Consider the following 20422-nt stretch of genomic DNA (forward strand, 5'->3'; position numbering starts at 1 on the left):
TAGCAACGAACGATCGCTTCGAGTCCTGAGCAGTCATTCTAAAATTCAAATTTGATTGTCATGGATCAAGGCGCCGAAACTATTTGTACCTCAATCTTCTCCAATCCAAAAGTAATTGGGAGGGGATTACTAATGACGACCCGACGTGATTTCATGAAAACCGTTCCGGCGATGGGAGCCGCTTTTGCCGTCGCGCCAACGTTCCTTTCAGAGGAAGGTTCCGCGCAAGCTCAGAGCGCCACACCTGCCGAAGGGCACTTTCATCCAAAAGGCAAAGCACCTTCCGAGCACACTTTGAAAATCCTCGCCGAAGCGCGGGAGGCGCTGCCGTTCTCAGATACCCGAGATTTCGACGAGCAGGCTCGTGGTTTTATCGCGGCAATGCCCGAAGACGAGATAATGGCGGATGCGGGCAACATTGCTTGGGACATGGCGAGCTTCCGCTTTTTCGACGAGGACAAGGACTGGCCCAGCATTCACCCTTCTTTGCAGCGTGTCTCACGGCTCAATCAGAACTATGGCCTCTATGAGGTGGTACCAGGCATATATCAGGTGCGCGGATTGGATTTATCCGATGTTTCCTTCGTACGTGGTGACAACGGATGGATTGTCATCGATCCGCTTCTCACGACTGAGCCCGCTCGCGCAGCGTGGAACCTTTTTCAAGAACATGTCGGTGATGGCCTTCCAGTCACAGCCGTTATCTATTCGCATTCACATGGAGATCACTGGGGGGGCGTCCGCGGGATAGTTGACGAAGCCGACGTACGCGCGGGCAAGGTAGAAATTATCGCACCACGCGACTTCATGCAGTTCACAATTTCTGAAAACGTCTACGCTGGTAACGCGATGAACCGCCGCTTGTCCTACCAGTATGGACAACAGCTTCCTATTAACCCGTTTGGCTTTGCCGGTCAGGGTCTAGGGCATCGCGTTTCGCTGGGCGCTCTTGGGCTGATCGCGCCGACAAAGATAATCGAAGAAGACATCGAATACATCGACGTCGATGGCGTGCGAATGGTCTTCCAAAACACACCGGGCACTGAAGCGCCTTCTAATATGAATACGTACATTCCTGATATGAAGGCCCTCTGGATGGCCGAGAATATTACCGGCACATTGCACAACATTTACACCCTACGCGGCGCGCCGGTGCGTGATCCGCTGCGCTGGTCTAAGTACATCTCGCGTGCGTTGCACCTATTTGGCGAAGAAGCAGAGGTGATGTTCCAATCGCACCATTGGCCTCGTTGGGGCAACGACCGCATTCAAGAGATCATGCGGGCGCAGCGCGATATGTACGCGCATTTCAATAATCAGGTGCTGCACTTTGCCAATCAGGGCGTAACGATCAACCAGATCCAGAACGTCTACGAGATGCCCAAAAGCTTGCAGAACGAATGGCATTGCCGCGGCTATCACGGCTCGCCCGAGCACAACAGCCGAGGGGTAATCCAGCGGTACCTCGGGTTTTGGGATGCCAATCCCGCGACACTTATCCCGCCGTCTCCGGAAGACTCAGCGCCGCTCTATGTCGAGATGATGGGCGGATCGGACAAGATCATGGCCAAAGGGCAGGAACTTTTTGGTGCGGGCGAGTACAAGATGGCCGTCGAAATCCTGAACAGGCTTTTCCTGGCTGAAAATGATAATCAGCTAGCTCGTGATCTCTTGGCAGATTGCTATGAACAGCTTGGCTACCAACAAGAAAATCCCGGATTGCGGAATAGCTTCTTGTCGGGTGCTTATGAATTACGCTCCGGCATCTCAGATGCGCCGGTGCTTAGCTCGACCAGCCCCGACGTAGTCCGCGCAATGTCCACCGAGCTGTTCCTGAACTACCTCGGCATCAAGATGGACAGCCGCAAAGCCGAAGGCATGCGGTTCACCATCAACTTGGTCACACCGGACAATGGAGAGAAGTTCATCATCGAACTGGAAAATGCCACCCTGACCAACATCGAGGGGTATCAAGCGAATGATCCGGACCTGACGCTTGTGATCAATCGCTCAGACCTCGAAATGACGATGATGGGTGCGGTAGAGCTGGAGCAGCAGATTGCAGATGGCACTGCTAAGATTGAAGGCGATGCCAACGTTCTCTCACAACTTGCCTCAACCATGGTTGACTTTGACCCATTGTTCGAGATCTTGCCCGGCACCGCGGCTGGGGAGGCCCAAGTCGTGGCGTCCAATGCGTATGAGGCTGTTCCCGGCGCGACAATCCCTGAATAACTCAGCTAAAGGCAAGGTGGACTATGTCACCTTGCCTCAATTTCCCTGTCTTTTGGAAATGACTAGATTTCGAACGGTAGCTTTGTCCGCTTAGCAGGCATTCATTGAATTCTGCCGAACGACCGCTTCGAGCCCGACGTAACCGTGCGTTTCAAGGCCGCTAACAAGAGGGTCAAATGTCTTTAACTTGCCGGCATTTCTTCGACTCACGTGTTGAATCGGTGTAACGCACCTTCGAAACGTCCGAATAGATGGCTTGGGTTTCCAAGCAAATCTCGGTCACGGTAGACAGCTTGTTGGGGGCCGGAAAGCGGACGAGTGCAGAACGCAAGTGAACGTTTAGGGCTTTGTATTTTGCCCCGTTGGCTGACCGCATGTGGGACAGTGATCGAACTGTGATATTGCTTCGGTGTGCACGCGGTTTCGGATATGATCTGCAGCGCGGCGCGACAGACCCAATTGCTTGCGAACGGCGTCAATTTCCTTCTCATCAGCCTCGCAGATATCGCCATCTTCCAGTGCTTTTCGAAATTCGAGCTCCAAGCTCGCACGTCGGCGGTGTAACTGGTCGTTTAGGCCGCTGGCGATGATACCTGCCGGCAATGCCGCCATTCCAATGCCAATCACTGTGATCGCAGCACCGAAGATCTTTCCGGCCACAGTAACAGGTGTCACGTCGCCATAGCCAACGGTCGTCAGCGTTGCCATGGCCCACCACATAGCCGCGGGGATGGAGCCAAACGCTTCTGGCTGCGCCTCGTGCTCTGCCAGCCAAGCGCCGCTTGCGGCAAAGATCAGCATCACCATCAGGATGAAGAAACCTGCAAAAAAAGCGCCGGCCTCTTCCTCGAACACGGCAAGCAACATGCCTAGTGCGGGCGAATACCGCGTGAGCTTGAGCAGTCGAAGCATACGAAATGTCCGAAGAAGACGCAGATCAACCGGGAAAATCAGGTAAAGCAGCGCAGGTAATATCGCTAGTAAATCGATGATGGCGATCGGCGAGACGGCCCAGGCGGCGCGCGTTTTGTAACTTGGATTTTCGGTGGCGACCCACAGCCTTGCCGCGTATTCGACCACGAAAACAAACAGAGAAAGACCCTCAAAGAGGTTCAGCGCCAGGCCCCAACGGAAATATATGGAGTCGACCGTTTCCAGGATAACGGCGGCCACGTTCAGCGTGATTAGGGCAATTAGAGCTATTTCAAGAAACCACGGACCGGTGGCCGCCCGGTCCGGGCGCTCGAGCCACCAATAGACTTTCCTTCTTAGAAAGCCTGAATTTGTCACAGCCTCACTCATGTCGAAACTTCGTCCAGGCGCGTGTCAAGGGGATTGCGATTTGCGATAGCAAAGCGGTCCCCCAAATAAGATTGCCAACCAATGAGGGGACATGTGGGACGACATAGAAACAGGCAATAGCCAGAACAATCCCAAACACCCGTACATCCCAACGGCCGAAATCCGATGCCAAACGGTGTTCTGTGACGCTCTGAAGCACCCAAAGCATTGCGATATAACCAGCAAGACCGAAACAGCCAATGGCGGCATATTCGGTTGGATATGGTTCCCAAAATCCGACTTTGACCTCGGCAGCAAGAGCGACGCCGACCATGACGCCGCAAAGCATCAAGATCAGATGCGCAAGCCACCAGATGACCAATGTCGACACCTTTTTGTCCTTTGGTTTGGCATTGCCGACAAAGTCGAAATAGATCCAGCACATGACGAACATCGACACACCACCGATGACAAAATTGACCAGCACGTCGGGCGAAACTTTGTAGATGCCTTTCTCGGACAGGGTGACGACCAGTTTGAAGAACCCTTCGCCCAAAACGATCAGTGTCAGCAGAGCAAACCGTTCGGCCATGTGGCCAAGGCGGGGAACGAACCGCTCAAAACGCAGGACGGTGACACCGGGGATCATGTACATTGCCTGCGTGGCCACCATAGCTGCCGCGAATACCCAATAGGCAAGCGGAGTGGGCAAAAAAGCCGCGATGGCAAAGATTACCGCAAAGACCGAGAAATTGCGGATCTGGGCCGTCGACATCGACTCGCCTGAAGAATTGGCCCGCCGGGCTCGATAGTACAGCGCCGCGATCATGGCCCTGTTCGCGGCAAATCCTAACGCGAAGAAAACCCAACCCTTTCCGTCAATAGCCGGGATCGCCGCTGCCATAAACATCACGGTACAGATCATTACGGACATGATCAGGCGATGCCAAAAATCCGTACTGACGTAGATCGAGTTGAATATGCTGAGTTCGCCCCACGCGTACCAGAGCGTAATGAACACCCCGGCGAACACAAGAAACCCATGCAGATCGAGATGATGCGAAAGGTAATTGCCCAGCAGAAAGATCGTCACGACATGGATCAGGTCATAGAACAGCTCGGCCCAGTGGACATGATCATGTGCGTGGTCAAGGTCCCGGTGATGTTGGGGCTTTCGCCACATGGGGTGGTCATGCAGTGCCATAAATTAGAACTCTTCAAGGTTGAAAGGCTGTAGTGGCCGACATGCAGCCACCCCGACTGAATTTTTTCTATAACGGAAGGTTGTCGCGGAGACCTACGTCATGCAACCCCCACAATGGTTGTTCAGCGAGGGCATGCCGGGCAACATCCGTCCGTTCGTGGATTTTTTGTGCCGGAAGGACACGGCATTCACGGGTGTCACGCGGCCCTGTCGTCTCGTAGTTGCAGCAGGATGCGGGTGTAGTTTTCTACGCCCTGCGCGCCGGTCACAAGGTGGCGTTGGTCGAACATCATTGCGGGCACGCCTCGAACACCTTGGTTGATCCAGATTTGCTCTTTCTGGCGCACGTGATTGGCCCGATCTTGGCTTTGCAACATGTCCAGCGCATCCGCGCGGTTCAGCCCGATGCCAGCAGCCGCGCCGGCCAGAACCTGTATGTCCGAGACATTTTCGCGGCGTGTAAAGAACGCCGAAAAAAGGGCCTGCTTCATTTCGTGGCCCTTGCCTTGCTCGGCGGCCCAGTCAATCAATTGATGCGCGCGGAAGGTGTTATATATCCGCATGTCATCGGCGTAATTGAACGTGAACCCCAGTGCTGCGCCCATCTCGGTCAGGCGGGCTCGTGCCTGGATCGACCCTTCCAACGTGGTCCCGTATTTCGATGCCAGATGGTCGCGCAGGTTCTCTCCGCGTTCTGCCATCTGAGGATTCAGCTCGAACGGGTGCCAGCGGATATCCAGTTCGACGCCGGTGTCGCGTGCGGCCTTGGCGAGCTGGTGGTAGCCAATCACACACCACGGACAAACAACGTCTGACACGACATCGACACGGAAAGAGGGCGCATCTGGCACGGTTCAGGTTCCTTTCACATCTCCGGAAAAACGCGCCGCGTTTTCCTTGGCAAAGGCGCTGGCATCCGCGTTAGCATCCCAGAACTGTGGGTTGGCCTTGGGGATGGTCAGCGCTCTCTGCACAGCGGGCCGGGCATCGATACGGTCAAACCAGGCGTTCAGATGCGGAAGGTCCGACACATCCACCCGGGCCCAGACATAGGCACGCGCCCACGGGTACAGCATCATGTCAGCGATGGTGTATTCGTCCGCTGCAATCCATTCACGCCCGTCCAGCCGTGTGTTCATCACCTCCATCAATCGGCGGCTTTCGTCCACGTAGCGACGGATCGAGAAAGGCTCTTCGTGGCCATTTGGCGCGGCGATATGCTGGAAATACATCGCCTGTCCCATCATCGGCCCCACATGGCCGACCTGAAACAGCATCCACTGCACAACCTCGGACCGCTTGACCGGGTCCGACGGCAGGAATTTTCCATATTTCTCGGCCAGATGCCACAGGATCGCACCGGATTCGAAGATGGCACGGCCTTCCGAACGGTCCTCAATCGTTGGGATCTTTCCGTTTGGGTTCAGCGCCAGGTAATCCGGCGCCTTCTGTTCCTGTTTGGAAAAGTTGATATGGGTCAGGTCGTAGGGGATACCTGCCTCTTCCAGAAAAATGACCGGCTTGTAGCCGTTCATCGTGCCTGCGGTATACAGGTGAATATCAGGCTGGGACATGTTCAACCTTGACAAAAGTGGATTTCAGATGCGCGTCAAATCGAGCGAAATCGGCCTCGATTTCGGGGTTCTTCATAACATCGAATGCCGCGAATGTCGGTAGGGCCTGCATACCGAAGAACTTGGCGTTCAGATGCATCGGGCGCAGCAGATCGTCAACGCTTGCTCCGGCAAAGAACGGCTCGGCGGGGTTGTCGAATGCTTCTTTCGGCGCATTAAATGTCACCGACAGCATGTATGTCTTGCTGTGCAGTGATCCACCCATGCCGTAGTTGGCTTTTGGTGCGTCGGCGGTGCGACCGTCGCCAGCGCATAAGCGGCCATCCATTCCGGCTGTGTAGACCTCATCCATATATTTTTTGAAGATCCATGGGACGCCCATCCAGTTTACCGGGAACTGCATGATGACCGTATCTGCCCAAACATGCGCCTCGACCTCTGAATTTGCGTCATAGCCATCAGCAACGGTGGTAATGCGTACTTCGTGGCCCATTGCGGCCAACGTTCTGCGTGCGCGTTCGACGAGGCTGGCGTTCAACTGTCCGGGGGCGAATTCGTAGGGCTGGGTGCCGTTCACGATGAGGATTTTACTCATGTCCATATCCTATATGTGCACTGTGTGAACCCCTTGACGTAGGAGGGGGTCGGGAGCATTTGAGTATTGAGGTGTGGAAAATCAACCAGTATACTTTTAGTAACCTTAAAAAATAAGGGGAAGGATAACGATGCGGGCGCGGGTGGACGAAGATGTGAAAGGGCGCCGAATTGTGACAGAGGCCTGCCAGGAGCCATGCGCAATTGAACGGGGCATGCGGATCATCGGTGGTAAATGGACCGGGTCCATCCTATGGCACCTGAAGGATCGTCCGGTGCGTTTCAACGATCTTGCTCGGTTGCTGGGTGGGGCCAGTAAAAAGATGATTGCCGAGCGGCTGCGCCAGCTAGAGGATCAGGGGTTGGTGAGCCGACACGTGATGGATACAGCGCCGGTTTCCGTGCAGTATTCTATCACTGACCTTGGCCGCACGGCACTTGGGTTTCTCGACGAATTGCGAAAGTGGAGCGAGGAATTGCCTAACGGCTTAAAGTGATGACTTTAGTCCGTGTTCAATGATCTGAAAGTCAGAGTTTTTCTGACCGCGTACCGAACGAGGTTTTCACCAATCTGAGGATGAAGTGACAAGGTTACTTAGAAAAGCAATCCAAGGGTTTGTTTTCCCCAAGAAAGTAGTGCGAATAAATTTCTGCGGGCCGCTCAGTGCCATTTGAACCGACAGGTGACGTAACAGCTGTCCCGCAGGCCACGAGTTTTGTTGAACCAAGTTCTGGCATCCTCAGCGAATGGCTGCTTTGCCAAGTAAACGGCAGCGAAAGCCAGTCGATATGCATTGCGATTTCCAATCTGTCCGCAAAGTGGTCGTCCATGCCAAGTGCAGCGAATGACAGCGTTGGAGTCCAAAGGCGACTTAGGTGATGAGCGCAGCATGTGTCGTTTAGGGCGGAAAGCGGGGGGTCGCTGCGCGCGCGGAATGACATGGTTCCAGCTGTCAAAGCTGGCCTTCGAATTGGATCTTCTATGGAAGTGCATTTGAATACCCCAGAACCAACAAGTTGCCCAAATGAAAAAACAATGAGTCGTTCCAATGCACCACCGCGGTGTTCACGGCAGCTTTCTTTGATAGCATGCAAGAAAACTGAGCAAATATTCCGCTACACGCAAAAATGAGCTGAGAAATTGGGCGAACCGGCAGTCCGATGACTGCATTCAATGACCTTGTAATTGCGATCAATGAGTCTTGGGCTCACTTGAGTTTCTATGAAACAACACCTGACTGTCGTTGTAGTAGAGCAGAATCAAGATCGTGCTTTTGCAATAGTAGATGCCTTAAAAGAGTCCGGTGACGTAGAGGTTTTTGTGATCGGCAACGTCTCTGGGCTGGCACGCAAAATCGCAACGCATGGCCCAGACATTGTCCTCATTGATATCGACAATCCCTCGCGCGATATGCTGGAAGAGCTGACCGTTGCGTCGGGTCCATTGGAACGTCCAGTAGCTATGTTCGTCTCGGGCGCAGCGGGCGGATTGGCGAAAGCCGCTGTTGAGGCTGGGGTGTCAGCCTATGTGGTCGACGGATTGCAGGCCGAACGCATCAAACCTGTGATCGATACGGCTATCGCCCGCTTTCAGGTCCTACGCCAAATGCGGACCGAACTGGCCGAAACCCGCCGTGCGCTGGAAGAGAGAAAAGTGATCGACCGTGCCAAAGGGCTGTTGATGAAAGCAAAGGGCGTGTCAGAGGACGAAGCCTATGCCCTGCTGCGCAAAACCGCGATGAACCAGAACCGCCGGGTCGCAGATGTGGCAGAAGCTCTGGTCACTGCTTCGGGGTTGTTATCATGAGAACCGTAACTCTGCCTGTTGCCTACATGCCCTTGGTCGACGCCGCCCCGCTGATCGTTGCGCGCGAGATGGGGTTTGATCATGCAGAAGGGATTTCGCTGGATATGCGTCCAGCTCCGTCATGGTCATCTCTGCGAGATATGCTTGCCTTTGGGCATGTGGATGCCGCGCATCTGCTTTCACCGGTCCCTGTTGCGATGGCCTTGGGTCTTGGTGGCATTGCGACACCTTTATCTGCTGTGTCCGTCCTGTCACTGAATGGCAATGTTATAGGCGTTGGAACTCGACTGGCTGGGCGGTTAACCGACCAAGGCTACGGCTTCGATTTCTCAGATGCCGCTGCGGCTGGGTCCGCGTTGGCAAAAGCCACCGGTGACGTGTTGGTCTTTGGTGTGCCTTTTCCATTTTCCATGCACGTCGAATTGTTGCGCTATTGGGTTGCGGGAACCGAGTTGGCCTCGAAACAGGTCGAAATCCGCACCGTCCCGCCGCCATTGATGGCGCAGGCCCTTGCCGGTGGCGAGATCGATGCGTTCTGCGTGGGCGAGCCGTGGGGCTCTTACGCCGCGGACGATAATGTTGGTGCACTGTTGCTACCGGGTAAAGCGATTTGGACTTGCGCACCGGAAAAGGTGCTGGCGGTCCGAAACGATTGGGCAGAGACCGAACCGCACCTGCTGGGTAGCCTCATGCGCGCGGTTTGGAAAGCCGGGCGCTGGCTGTCGAAGGCCGACAGCCGGACCACCGCGTCCGAAATGTTGTCGCGCAAGGCATACCTCAACGTGTCACCGGAACTGATTGACCGCGCCCTTATGGGAGAGTTCACCATCTCGGCGAGCGGTGAGCAGCGACAGGTGGACGGTTTTGTTGAATTCTTTGACGGTGCCGCGAGTTTCCCATGGCGCAGTCAGGCCAAGTGGATCGCGCATCAACTGGCGAAACGGAATGGGATCGATGTTAGCACTGCCGAACGTCAGGCCGCCCGAGTCTTTCGCAGCGATCTGTATCGACGCGAGCTTGTCGGCTTGGGTGTCGAAACTCCCGGCGCGTCGGAGAAGCTCGAAGGTGCGCTGCCCGAGTCGACCGCGGTGGCCTCGGTAAACGGAAGCCTGATTCTGCCGCCCAATGTTTTTTTCGACCGTCGCATTTTCGAGCCCGCTGGTTGAGAGTGCCTAATTTTTTTGCAATGCAGCATGAATTCATGCCGCATCGCAGAAAATTCGCATCCTGATGCCCAAAAGCGGATGACGGCCCGGTTCAGGGATGCCTAAATCAGGACATCGGCAGGCAACGACGCCCACCGACAGAATTCGCCCAAAGTATTGGGCACCTCACGAGAGCAAAGCCGCTCGACCAACTGCCAACTCCTCCTGGCGGTGTGTGTCGGCGGTTTTTTTTGTTTGCCCAAGGGGTTGGGCTAAACCGAAAGGGATCGATATGAAAAAGCTTCTTCTGAGCCTCGCAGCGTCTACAGCGATTGTATCTCCGGCATTGGCTGAATTGGAACTGGAAAAAGACGAACTGACCTTTGGCTTTATCAAACTGACCGATATGGCGCCGCTGGCCGTGGCCTATGAGAACGGTTATTTTCTGGACGAGGGCCTTTTCGTCACGCTTGAGGCGCAGGCCAACTGGAAAGTACTGCTGGATGGCGTGATCGACGGCCAGTTAGATGGCGCGCATATGCTGGCCGGTCAACCGCTGGCGGCCACTATTGGCTACGGGACCGAAGCCCATATCATCACACCGTTTTCGATGGACCTGAACGGCAACGGCATTACCGTCTCGAACGAGATTTGGGAAGAAATGAAGCCCAACATCCCAAAGATGGATGACGGCCGCCCGCAACACCCTATCAGCGCCGAGGCTCTGGCCCCGGTGGTTGAGAAATACAAATCCGAAGGAAAGCCGTTCAACATGGGCATGGTCTTCCCGGTTTCGACCCACAATTACGAGTTGCGCTATTGGCTTGCCGCCGGTGGTCTGCACCCGGGGTATTACAGCCCCGAAAACGTGACCGGTCAGATTGGCGCGGATGTGTTCCTGTCCGTGACGCCTCCACCGCAAATGCCTGCCACGTTGGAGGCCGGCACGATCTACGGTTACTGCGTGGGTGAACCGTGGAACCAGCAGGCTGTTTTCAAGGGTATCGGTGTACCGGTGATCACGGACTATGAGCTGTGGAAGAACAACCCTGAAAAGGTGTTTGGCATCACTGCCGAGTTCGCCGAAGAGTATCCCAACACCACGTTGGCCGTGACCAAGGCTTTGATCCGCGCTGCGATTTGGCTGGATGAGAACGACAACGCCAACCGCCCTGAAGCGGTCGAAATCCTGAGCCGCCCGGAATATGTGGGCGCGGATTACGACGTCATCGCCAACTCGATGACCGGCACATTTGAATATGAAAAAGGTGACAAACGCGAGGTTCCCGATTTCAACGTGTTCTTCCGCTACAATGCGACCTATCCCTTCTATTCGGACGCGGTCTGGTACCTGACCCAGATGCGCCGCTGGGGTCAGATCGCCGACGCGAAGCCAGACAGCTGGTATGACGAGGTCGCTAAGTCCGTCTACAAGCCAGAAATCTATCTGGAAGCCGCGCGCCTGTTGGTCGACGAAGGCCTTGCGAATGAAGCCGACTTCCCCTGGGAAAGCGATGGTTACAAAGCGCCGACCCCGGCAGAGGATATCATCGACGGCATCGCCTATGACGGTCGTACCCCCAACGCCTATCTCGAAAGCCTGTCCATCGGTCTGAAAGGCGATCAGAAGATCGTCGGCTCGGACGTACAAGGCTAAGCCCGAAGCGCCGCGCCCGGCCAGCGCTGGGTGCGGATTCCAAAGTGCCCCGCCATCGCAAGGACACATCAGATGACAACGGTCGATCCCGAATTCAACGCTGACGCAGCCCGAGAGGAACGTCGCGCCCGCCTTTTCACCCGCATCAACGCGGCCGACAAATGGTTCCAAGTGCTGGGCCTCAGCTGGGCCACGCCTGTTCTGAAAGCCGCCGCCGGGGACAACCCGCGCGCCCAAATGACCGAGATATGGCGTCTTCTGGTCGTCCCCCTGCTGTCGATCTGCGCGTTCCTGCTGCTTTGGGGGACACTTGCCCCGAAAGTGCAAACCTCTCTGGGTGCGGTCCCCGGACCGGCTCAGGTCTGGGAAGAAATGATCAACTTGAACGAGGACGCGCAGGCGAAGGCTGTCAAACGCGCCGAGTTTGAGGCGATGGTCGAGAAACGGAATCAAAAACTGATCGACGCAGGCCGCGCAGATGAGGTCAAGCAAGTCGCTTACACCGGTGCGCTGTCCTACTATCAGCAAATCTGGACTTCGATCAAAACCGTGTTTTTCGGGTTCCTGATCGCGACCGTAGTAGCCGTGCCTTTGGGGATCGCCGCCGGTCTGTCCCCAACTGCGAATGCGGCTCTGAACCCACTGATCCAGATCTTCAAGCCGGTCTCGCCGCTGGCATGGCTGCCGATCGTGACCATGATCGTCTCGGCGGTATACGTGACCAATGACGGCTGGTTCGCCAAATCCTTCCTGATCTCGGCCATTACCGTGACGCTGTGTTCGCTGTGGCCCACCTTGATCAACACTGCACTGGGTGTGGCATCCATCGACAAAGATCTGGTGAACGTCTCCAAGGTTCTGAAAATGAACACTTATACCAAGATCACCAAGCTGGTGCTGCCTTCAGCGCTGCCGCTGATTTTCACCGGCCTGCGCCTGTCACTGGGCGTAGGCTGGATGGTCTTGATCGCCGCGGAAATGCTGGCGCAGAACCCCGGTCTGGGCAAATTTGTCTGGGATGAGTTCCAGAACGGTTCCTCCAGTTCGCTCGCCAAGATCATGGTTGCAGTCTTCACCATCGGCATTATCGGCTTCATGCTGGACCGGGTGATGTACGCGCTGCAATCCCTGTTTACCTTCACGAATAATCGGTGAGCGCGATGAGCATTCTGAGCTTCAAAAACACCTCGAAATCCTTTGGTGTAGGCACCGCGCGCACAGATGTTTTGAAGGGCATCAATCTGGACGTACAAGAGGGCGAGTTTCTGGTGATCCTCGGGTTTTCGGGCACCGGTAAGACGACCCTGATCAACTTGATGGCCGGCCTGGATATGCCGTCGAATGGCGAGGTCACCTTTAAAGGTGACCCGATCAAGGGGCCGGGTCCCGAACGCGGCGTGATCTTCCAGAACTACTCTTTGATGCCGTGGTTGACGGTCAGCGGCAATGTGGGTCTGGCAGTGGATACGGTCTTTCCCGGCCTCAGCAAGGCCGAGAAAGCCGAGAAAGTCGCGCACTACGTCAAGATGGTAGGCCTCAGCCACGCCGCTTCGCGCCGCCCGGCTGAGCTGTCCGGCGGGATGCGTCAGCGGGTCAACGTGGCGCGCGCCTTGTCGATGAACCCCGAAGTTTTGTTGTTGGATGAACCGCTGTCGGCGCTCGACGCCCTGACCCGCGCCAATCTGGCCGATGAGATCGAAAATATCTGGGAAGCCGACAAGAAGACCTGCGTGCTGATCACCAATGACGTGGATGAGGCGATCATTCTGGCGGACCGTATCATCGCTCTGAACCCTGATGGGACATTGGGGCAAGAGTTCCGCGTGTCGATCCCGCGCCCACGTGAACGTGGGGCGATGAACAACGATGAGACCTTCAAACACCTGCGCGCTGAAGTCACTAAATACCTGATGGATGTGGGGATCGAGGCCAAGGTCGAAGGCTCGCGCATCTTGCCGGATGTCACCCCGATCCACGGAGTTCCAACGGCGGTCGCCGAGGCCCAAAAGGGGATGATCGAGAGCCGCTTCCTCGACTTTTCACAGTTACACAAGGTGTATCCGACGCCCAAAGGTCCTCTGACCGTGGTCGAGGATTTCGACCTGAAGATCGACAAGGGCGAGTTCATCTCGCTGATCGGCCATTCGGGTTGCGGCAAGTCCACCGTTTTGACCATGGCCGCTGGGCTGAACGACATCTCGAAAGGCGCGATCAAACTGGACGGTCGTCACGTCGAAGGGGCTGATCCCGAACGCGCCGTGGTGTTCCAATCGCCCAACCTGTTCCCCTGGTTGACCGCCAAGGAGAACGTCGCGATCGGTGTCGACAAGGTCTATCCCAGGGCCAGCATGGCCGAGCGGCAGGACGTGGTGGAGTACTATCTGGAACGCGTCGGATTGGCCGATGCGATGGACAAATCCGCAAGCGACCTGTCGAACGGCATGAAGCAGCGCGTCGGCATCGCCCGCGCTTTTGCCCTATCTCCCAAACTCCTGTTGCTGGATGAACCTTTTGGAATGCTCGACAGCCTCACGCGCTGGGAATTGCAGGAAGTGCTGATGGAGGTCTGGTCCCGCACCAAAGTCACCGCGATCTGTGTGACCCATGATGTGGACGAGGCGATCCTTCTGGCCGACCGCGTGGTGATGATGACCAACGGCCCACAGGCGACCATCGGCAAGATCACCAAGGTCGACCTGCCACGCCCACGCACGCGCAAAGCCTTGTTGGAGCACCCAGATTACTACGCGTACCGGCAGGAAGTCCTCGATTTTCTGGAAGAATACGAACATGGCGCCAAACCCAAAACACCCGCCCCCAAAGCGATTGCAGCGGAGTGAAATCATGAAGCAAAGACTTGTAGTCATTGGCGCAGGTATGGCCTCGGGCCGGGTGCTGGAGCACCTGACCGACGCCGCGCCGGATGCGTTCGACATCACCCTGTTCAACGCCGAGCCGCGCGGGAATTACAACCGGATCATGCTTAGCCCGGTTCTATCGGGTGAGAAGACATACGAAGAGATCGTAACCCATGACGATGCCTGGTACGCCGCGCGTGGTATCGCCTGTCGCTTTGGTGAGAAGGTTGAGAAAATCGATCGTGAGATGAAGGTGGTCGAGGGCGAGAACGGACATGTGCCTTACGACAAGCTGGTAATTGCCACCGGGTCGACCCCGTTCATGATCCCTTTGCCCGGTCATGATCTAGAAGGCGTGATCGCCTATCGCGATCTGGAAGACACCCAGCGGATGATGGGCATGGGCCCGGACAACAAGGTCGTTGTGATTGGCGGCGGTTTGTTGGGTCTCGAGGCTGCGGCGGGTATGGCCGCGCATGGAGTAGACGTCACCGTGGTCCACATCATGGGTCATCTGATGGAGCGTCAGCTGGATGAGGCCGCAGGCTATCTGTTGAAGAAGTCGCTGGAAGACAAAGGCATCAAAATCTGCCTGCAAGCGAATTCCAAGGAAGTCCTTGGGGAAGACGGCAAGGTCCGCGCTCTGTTGCTGGATGACGGGACCAAGTTGCCCTGTGATCTGCTGGTCATGGCGGTGGGCATCCGCCCCAATACGGCGCTGGCACAAGAGGCTGGTCTGGCCACCGGGCGCGGCATTCATGTGGATGACCAGATGCTGACCTCGGACACGGATGTCTATGCTGTCGGCGAATGCGTCGAACATGACGGAGAAGTCTTCGGCCTTGTTGCGCCGCTCTACGATCAAGCCAAGGTAGCAGCGCAGTCGTTGCTCGAGGAAGAGGCGGCATTCGTTCAAAAGACCCTCTCGACCAAGTTGAAAGTCACCGGTTGTGATCTGTTCAGCGCGGGGGATTTCGCGGACGGACCTGGACGTGAGGACATCGTCTTCCGCGATCCTTCACGCGGTGTCTATAAGCGCCTTGTTATCGAAGAGGATTGTCTCGTCGGCGCTGTCATGTATGGGGACACAGCCGATGGCAGTTGGTTCTTCGGCCTGATCAAAGATGGCACAAGCATAGAGGAGATGCGAGAAACGCTGATCTTCGGCCCGGCCTATCAGGGGGGCGACACCGCGGACCCTCTCTCAGCCGTTGCAGCATTGCCGCCTGAGGCGGAGATTTGCGGCTGCAACGGCGTATGCAAAGGCGAGATTGTCGAGGCGATCAATGCCGGGGCCGGGGATCTGGGCGCGGTGCGCGCAAACACCAAGGCCAGCGCGTCTTGCGGAACTTGCACGGGGCTGGTCGAACAGGTCTTGCAAGTCACTTTGGGCGACGCTTTCCAATTACCGACCGCGCAACCGATCTGCGGTTGTACCGACCTCAAGCATGAGGATGTGCGGCGTTTGATCAAGGGCCAAGAGCTGAAAAGCCAGGCCGCTGTCTGGCAGGAGTTGGGATGGAAAACGCCCAATGGCTGTCATGTCTGCCGGCCGGCGATCAACTATTACCTGCTGGCCGATTGGCCACTGGAGTATCAAGACGACCCACAAAGCCGCTTCGTCAACGAGCGCAAGCACGCCAACATCCAGAAAGACGGCACGTTCAGCGTTGTGCCGCGTATGTGGGGTGGCATCACCACCCCCGATGAATTGCGCGCTATCGCCGATGCGGCGGACAAATACGATGTACCGACCGTGAAGGTTACAGGTGGTCAGCGCATCGATTTGCTGGGCGTGAAAGGGGAAGACCTGCCTGCGATCTGGTCGGATCTGAACCAGGCCGGTCTGGTCTCGGGCCATGCCTATTCCAAGGGTCTGCGCACGGTCAAAACTTGTGTTGGAACCGATCATTGCCGGTTTGGCACGCAGGACAGCACTGGTCTGGGTATCAAGCTAGAGAAAATTCTCTGGGGGTCGTGGACGCCGCATAAGCTGAAGCTGGCCGTATCCGGCTGCCCTCGAAACTGCGCCGAGGCGACCTGTAAGGACATCGGCGTCGTCTGCGTCGACTCTGGCTATCAGATAAGCATCGGCGGGGCCGCAGGGATGGATGTCAAAGAGACCGAGTTACTCTGTCAAGTTCCCACCGAAGAAGAAGCGACCGAGGTCGTGATGGCCGTCACGCAGGCCTATCGAGAAGGCGGTAAATATCTGGATCGACTGTATAAATGGCTGGGTAAGGTGGGCATGGATTGGGTCAAAGCTAAGGTCGTCGATGACGTTGAAAACCGCGCCGCCCTGGTCGCCCGGTTCGAACTGTCGCAGAGCATCTACCGCAAAGACCCGTGGGCAGAACACGTCAAAGAAAAAGCGCAGTCCTACGCGCCGATTGCAGATTTCACACTGGAGGCCGCGGAATGAGCTGGATCGACATCGGACATATCGACGAGGTGCCCCTACGCGGGGCACGTCTGGTGAAAACGCATATCGGCTGCATCGCGGTCTTCCGCACAGCCGAGGCGGATATCTATGCCGCGACCAACAGCTGTCCGCACAAGGGCGGTCCACTATCCGAGGGTATCGTGCACGGGCAATCGGTGACCTGCCCTTTGCACAATTGGGTCTTCGACCTTAATACCGGCGAAGCGCAGGGCGCTGATGATGGCCGCATCACCACCTATCCGGTGCGCCTTGAGGATGGCCGTATTCTACTGAACGACGGCGCGATTACCCGGCGGAGCGCAGCCTGATGGATGGAAGTGGTCTGCCCGAGGTTCGCTCGACCTGCGCCTATTGCGGGGTCGGCTGCGGTGTGCTTCTACGGCCCGATGGGGTCGGAGGTTTGACCGTTCGCGGCGATCCGGATCATCCGGCGAACTACGGTCGTTTGTGCTCGAAAGGACTGGCTTTGGGTGAAACCGTCGGGCTGGAACACCGGTTGCTGGTTCCTCGCGTCTTTGGCCAAGACACCAGTTGGGACAATGCCTTGCAATTGGTCGCAGATCGGTTCTCTGCAGCTATCAAGAAGCATGGTCCGGACAGCGTGGCTTTTTATGTTTCAGGACAGTTGCTGACCGAGGACTACTATGTTGCCAACAAGCTGACGAAAGGCTTCATGGGCTCGGCGAATATCGACACCAATTCGCGGCTTTGCATGGCTTCAACCGTGGCCGGGCACAAACGCGCCTTCGGGACAGATACAGTACCCGGAACCTATGAGGATCTGGACGAGGCTGATCTGGTTGTTTTGGTTGGCTCGAATCTCGCTTGGTGCCATCCCGTTCTTTACCAACGCGTCAAGGCTGCGCGTCAGGCGCGCGGCACGAAGATTGTTGTCGTTGATCCACGCCGAACCGCTAGCTGCGATCAAGCCGATTTGCATTTGGCATTGCAACCCGGCAGCGACGTTGCGCTATTTAACCGGTTGTTGAGCAGAATTCACCAGACCGGGCATGTGGCAGTGGATTTTCTGGATCGCAGCACTGGATTCTTCGAAGCACTCGAGCTGGCGCAGCTTGACGATTCTGACGCGACCGGGCTCAACCCCGATGAGATTGAGGCTTTTTGTGACCTGTGGATTGGGACTGAGCGCGTTGTTACGATCTTCAGTCAGGGCGTAAACCAATCCTCTTGCGGAACAGACAAGGTTAACGCGATCCTGAACTGCCATCTGGCCACCGGGCGGATCGGGCGCGCAGGGATGGGTCCGTTCTCGGTCACCGGTCAGCCTAACGCTATGGGGGGCCGAGAGGTCGGTGGCTTGGCCAACATGCTCGCATGTCACTTGGATATCGAAAACGAAGCACACAGATCAGCCGTCCAGGACTTCTGGAAGGCGCCAAAGATGCCAGAGAAGCAGGGGCTCAAAGCTGTTGACCTGTTTCGCGCTGTCGAAGGCGGTCAGATAAAAGCACTTTGGATCATCCACACCAATCCGGCGGCTACCATGCCTGATGCAGACCGAGTGATGGCGGCTATCGAAAAATGTCCATTCACAGTTGTAAGTGACCTGACTGCCCAAACAGACACCGCACGCGGTGCAGACGTTTTGTTGCCCGCTGCGGGGTGGGGCGAAAAAAGCGGTACAGTAACCAATTCAGACCGCACAATCAGCAGACAACGCGCCGTTCTGTCACCTCCGGGACAAGCACGCGCAGATTGGGATGTTATGGCCGAGGTGGGCCGCCGCATGGGGTGGGCCGAGGCATTCAGTTATGAGACACCGGCGCAGATTTTTCGAGAATTCGCAAATATGACCTCGCTTGCCGTGGCATTTGGCAAAGACCTGGACATTACAGAATTTTCGGACATTGATGACGCGGGCTACGAAGCGCTGAGCCCGACACGGTGGCCGACGACATCTCGCAAATCGGATGGTCGTTTTTTCGGTGATGCGCAATTTTTTCATCCTGATGGTAAAGCACGTTTTGTCCCTGTTACCCATCGTGCACCTCAAGCGACGACTTCTGAACAATACCCGTTTATGTTGAATACGGGACGAAACCGGGATCAGTGGCACACTATGACCCGGTCTGGGTTGTCACCCCGTCTTTCGGCCCATTTGGCCGAACCATATGTCGAGGTAAATCCGAATGATGTCGATCGGTTGGGCCTTGCTGCCGCAGATTTGGTCGAACTCAACAGCGTAGTAGGAAGCGGTATCTTTCGACTTCGCATCACAAACGCAGTCGCGCCAGGTCAAGTGTTTGCTCCTATTCACTGGACAGGTGAAACGGCGCCAACAGCCCGTGTGGATGCGCTTGTTCCAAGTGTAGTTGATCCAGTCTCTGGACAACCTGAGAGCAAGGCGGCGGCTGTTTCGGTGCGACGTGTGAATGCTTCGTGGTACGGTTTCGCCGTGTCCGTCGACGCGGCCTCACCAACGGCAGAATACTGGGCAATGAGCAAAACGGCCAAAGGTTACAGGATCGAGTTAGCAGGGATGCAAGACATTGACGATTGGGAACACAAAGCCCGCGAGTGGTTTGGACTGCCCGATGCCGTAGTGACTTCAATCAAAGATTCCAAACGCGGCTCGCACAGGATCGCGCTGTCGGACGGAAAGCGCCTTTTGGCGGCGCTCTTCATCTCCCGCCAACCTATCACACTAATGCGAGAATATTTGGCAACTTTGCCTGAGGTCTCACTCCATCAGATTCTGTCTGGCCGGTCATCTGCTGCTTCTGAAGACTGTGGACCAATCGTCTGTTCGTGTTTTGGGGTCGGACTAAAAACCATCATCGACGCCATTCGCGACAAACGTTTGATCGATGTGGACGATATCGGAGATGCTCTTCAGGCTGGAAAGAACTGCGGTTCATGCAGGCCAGAGTTGGCTGACTTGGTCAGGGCGCATTCGAAGTTGAACCGCAATAGACCGAAGAATTGCCTGTTAGATCAATAAAGGTAGACGCGGGGTTTTCGAGCAGGACTGCGGTTTGCTTTAGTTAGCATTCAAATCAAGCATGGGTTCCATTCAATCTATACCACATATCCAATTCAGCTTATTGGGGTCAGGCGATGGCAACGTAGCACAAACGAGAACTCTAACCGACTCCTGCGCCAGTACTTCCCGAAAAGTACTGACCTCTCCGTGCACGCCCAAGAGCGTTTTGATGCCGTCGCCCGCGAACTCTACGAGCGGCCAAGAAAGACCTTGAGTTACTTCTCACCCGCAGAGACGTTCGAAGAGTGTGTTGCATCGATCGTTTGAATCGTACCGCAGAGCGGACGCCACCCAGTCGCACTTTAGCAAGGCTGCGATCCCACGCGGCTGCGTAACTCGAAAAGGCTCGGCCATCCTTGTGCCAGTGACTGGAAGAGCGGGCTGCTGACGAGTCGTTACGGGGGCTGGCGGGTGTTCGCTAGTGCTGGCGGGTGGGGTCCGTAGCGGAAATTTGTAATGGCGCTCTGTGTCCCAGTTCACAGAACCGCTCATTCATCCAGGTTAACGTAGCGTCACAAGAGGAGGTCGAAATGCTTCTTAAGGCTTTAAATACTAGGCACACTCGCACCGAACACGCTGTAACCATGATACACCCAGTTGTGCGTATCTTGCGTCATTGC

General features: G+C 56.1%; 15 protein-coding genes and 1 pseudogene. 11 read left to right on the forward strand and 5 right to left on the reverse strand.

What is annotated here, in order from left to right:
- Nucleotides 1–60 precede the first annotated feature (60 nt).
- Nucleotides 61–2235, forward strand: a complete 2175-nt coding sequence (locus I9187_RS04155; RefSeq protein ID WP_245223007.1) for an alkyl sulfatase dimerization domain-containing protein — start codon at nucleotides 61–63, stop codon at nucleotides 2233–2235.
- A gap of 339 nt (nucleotides 2236–2574) precedes the next feature.
- Here the strand turns inward: I9187_RS04155 and I9187_RS04160 are convergent, their stop codons facing one another.
- From I9187_RS04160 to I9187_RS04180, 5 genes are all read right to left on the reverse strand, one after another.
- Nucleotides 2575–3537 (reverse strand): ion transporter, encoded by a 963-nt coding sequence (locus I9187_RS04160; protein WP_171177657.1) that lies wholly within the window; start codon nucleotides 3535–3537, stop codon nucleotides 2575–2577.
- Entirely contained in the window at nucleotides 3530–4720 is a 1191-nt protein-coding gene (locus tag I9187_RS04165) for a low temperature requirement protein A (protein WP_171177655.1), read from the reverse strand. The genes I9187_RS04160 and I9187_RS04165 overlap by 8 nt, the downstream gene beginning before the upstream one ends.
- A 197-nt stretch (nucleotides 4721–4917) precedes the next feature.
- Nucleotides 4918–5571 (reverse strand): DsbA family oxidoreductase, encoded by a 654-nt coding sequence (locus tag I9187_RS04170; protein ID WP_171236762.1) that lies wholly within the window; start codon nucleotides 5569–5571, stop codon nucleotides 4918–4920.
- A gap of 3 nt (nucleotides 5572–5574) precedes the next feature.
- Nucleotides 5575–6294 carry a glutathione S-transferase N-terminal domain-containing protein gene (locus tag I9187_RS04175; RefSeq protein WP_171236763.1) on the reverse strand — a complete coding sequence of 240 codons (720 nt, stop codon included), beginning with the start codon at nucleotides 6292–6294 and terminating at the stop codon, nucleotides 5575–5577.
- Nucleotides 6281–6889: an NAD(P)H-dependent oxidoreductase gene (locus I9187_RS04180; RefSeq protein WP_209509578.1), complete on the reverse strand. Its 609-nt coding sequence runs from the start codon at nucleotides 6887–6889 to the stop codon at nucleotides 6281–6283. Before I9187_RS04180 ends, I9187_RS04175 begins: the two co-directional genes overlap by 14 nt.
- 130 nt (nucleotides 6890–7019) lie before the next feature.
- On the opposite strand from I9187_RS04180, the gene I9187_RS04185 reads away from it, so the two are divergent.
- From I9187_RS04185 to I9187_RS04230, 10 genes and pseudogenes are all read left to right on the forward strand, one after another.
- A complete protein-coding gene (locus tag I9187_RS04185) occupies nucleotides 7020–7385 on the forward strand; it encodes a helix-turn-helix domain-containing protein (RefSeq protein WP_171177647.1) in 366 nt (121 codons plus the stop codon).
- A 725-nt stretch (nucleotides 7386–8110) separates the two neighbouring features.
- Nucleotides 8111–8695 (forward strand): ANTAR domain-containing protein, encoded by a 585-nt coding sequence (locus I9187_RS04190; RefSeq protein ID WP_171177643.1) that lies wholly within the window; start codon nucleotides 8111–8113, stop codon nucleotides 8693–8695.
- Nucleotides 8692–9861, forward strand: a complete 1170-nt coding sequence (locus I9187_RS04195) for an ABC transporter substrate-binding protein (protein WP_171238208.1) — start codon at nucleotides 8692–8694, stop codon at nucleotides 9859–9861. The genes I9187_RS04190 and I9187_RS04195 overlap by 4 nt, the downstream gene beginning before the upstream one ends.
- A gap of 271 nt (nucleotides 9862–10132) precedes the next feature.
- Complete coding sequence (locus tag I9187_RS04200) at nucleotides 10133–11497, forward strand: CmpA/NrtA family ABC transporter substrate-binding protein (protein ID WP_171177639.1); 1365 nt, start codon at nucleotides 10133–10135, stop codon at nucleotides 11495–11497.
- A gap of 72 nt (nucleotides 11498–11569) precedes the next feature.
- Nucleotides 11570–12652, forward strand: a complete 1083-nt coding sequence (locus tag I9187_RS04205) for an ABC transporter permease (RefSeq protein WP_209940069.1) — start codon at nucleotides 11570–11572, stop codon at nucleotides 12650–12652.
- A gap of 5 nt (nucleotides 12653–12657) precedes the next feature.
- Entirely contained in the window at nucleotides 12658–14337 is a 1680-nt protein-coding gene (locus I9187_RS04210) for an ABC transporter ATP-binding protein (protein WP_171727621.1), read from the forward strand.
- Nucleotides 14338–14341: 4 nt separating this feature from the next.
- Complete coding sequence (gene nirB, locus I9187_RS04215; RefSeq protein ID WP_209940070.1) at nucleotides 14342–16777, forward strand: nitrite reductase large subunit NirB; 2436 nt, start codon at nucleotides 14342–14344, stop codon at nucleotides 16775–16777.
- Entirely contained in the window at nucleotides 16774–17106 is a 333-nt protein-coding gene (gene nirD / locus I9187_RS04220) for a nitrite reductase small subunit NirD (RefSeq protein WP_171177629.1), read from the forward strand. The genes nirB and nirD overlap by 4 nt, the downstream gene beginning before the upstream one ends.
- Nucleotides 17106–19760 carry a nitrate reductase gene (locus tag I9187_RS04225; RefSeq protein ID WP_171727620.1) on the forward strand — a complete coding sequence of 885 codons (2655 nt, stop codon included), beginning with the start codon at nucleotides 17106–17108 and terminating at the stop codon, nucleotides 19758–19760. The genes nirD and I9187_RS04225 overlap by 1 nt, the downstream gene beginning before the upstream one ends.
- A 117-nt stretch (nucleotides 19761–19877) precedes the next feature.
- Nucleotides 19878–20069 (forward strand): annotated as a pseudogene (locus I9187_RS04230) (IS30 family transposase); the annotation flags it as partial.
- Between the last annotated feature and the right edge of the window lie 353 nt (nucleotides 20070–20422).

It is taken from the genome of Ruegeria sp. HKCCE4148, assembly GCF_017872495.1.
GTDB lineage: Bacteria > Pseudomonadota > Alphaproteobacteria > Rhodobacterales > Rhodobacteraceae > Ruegeria.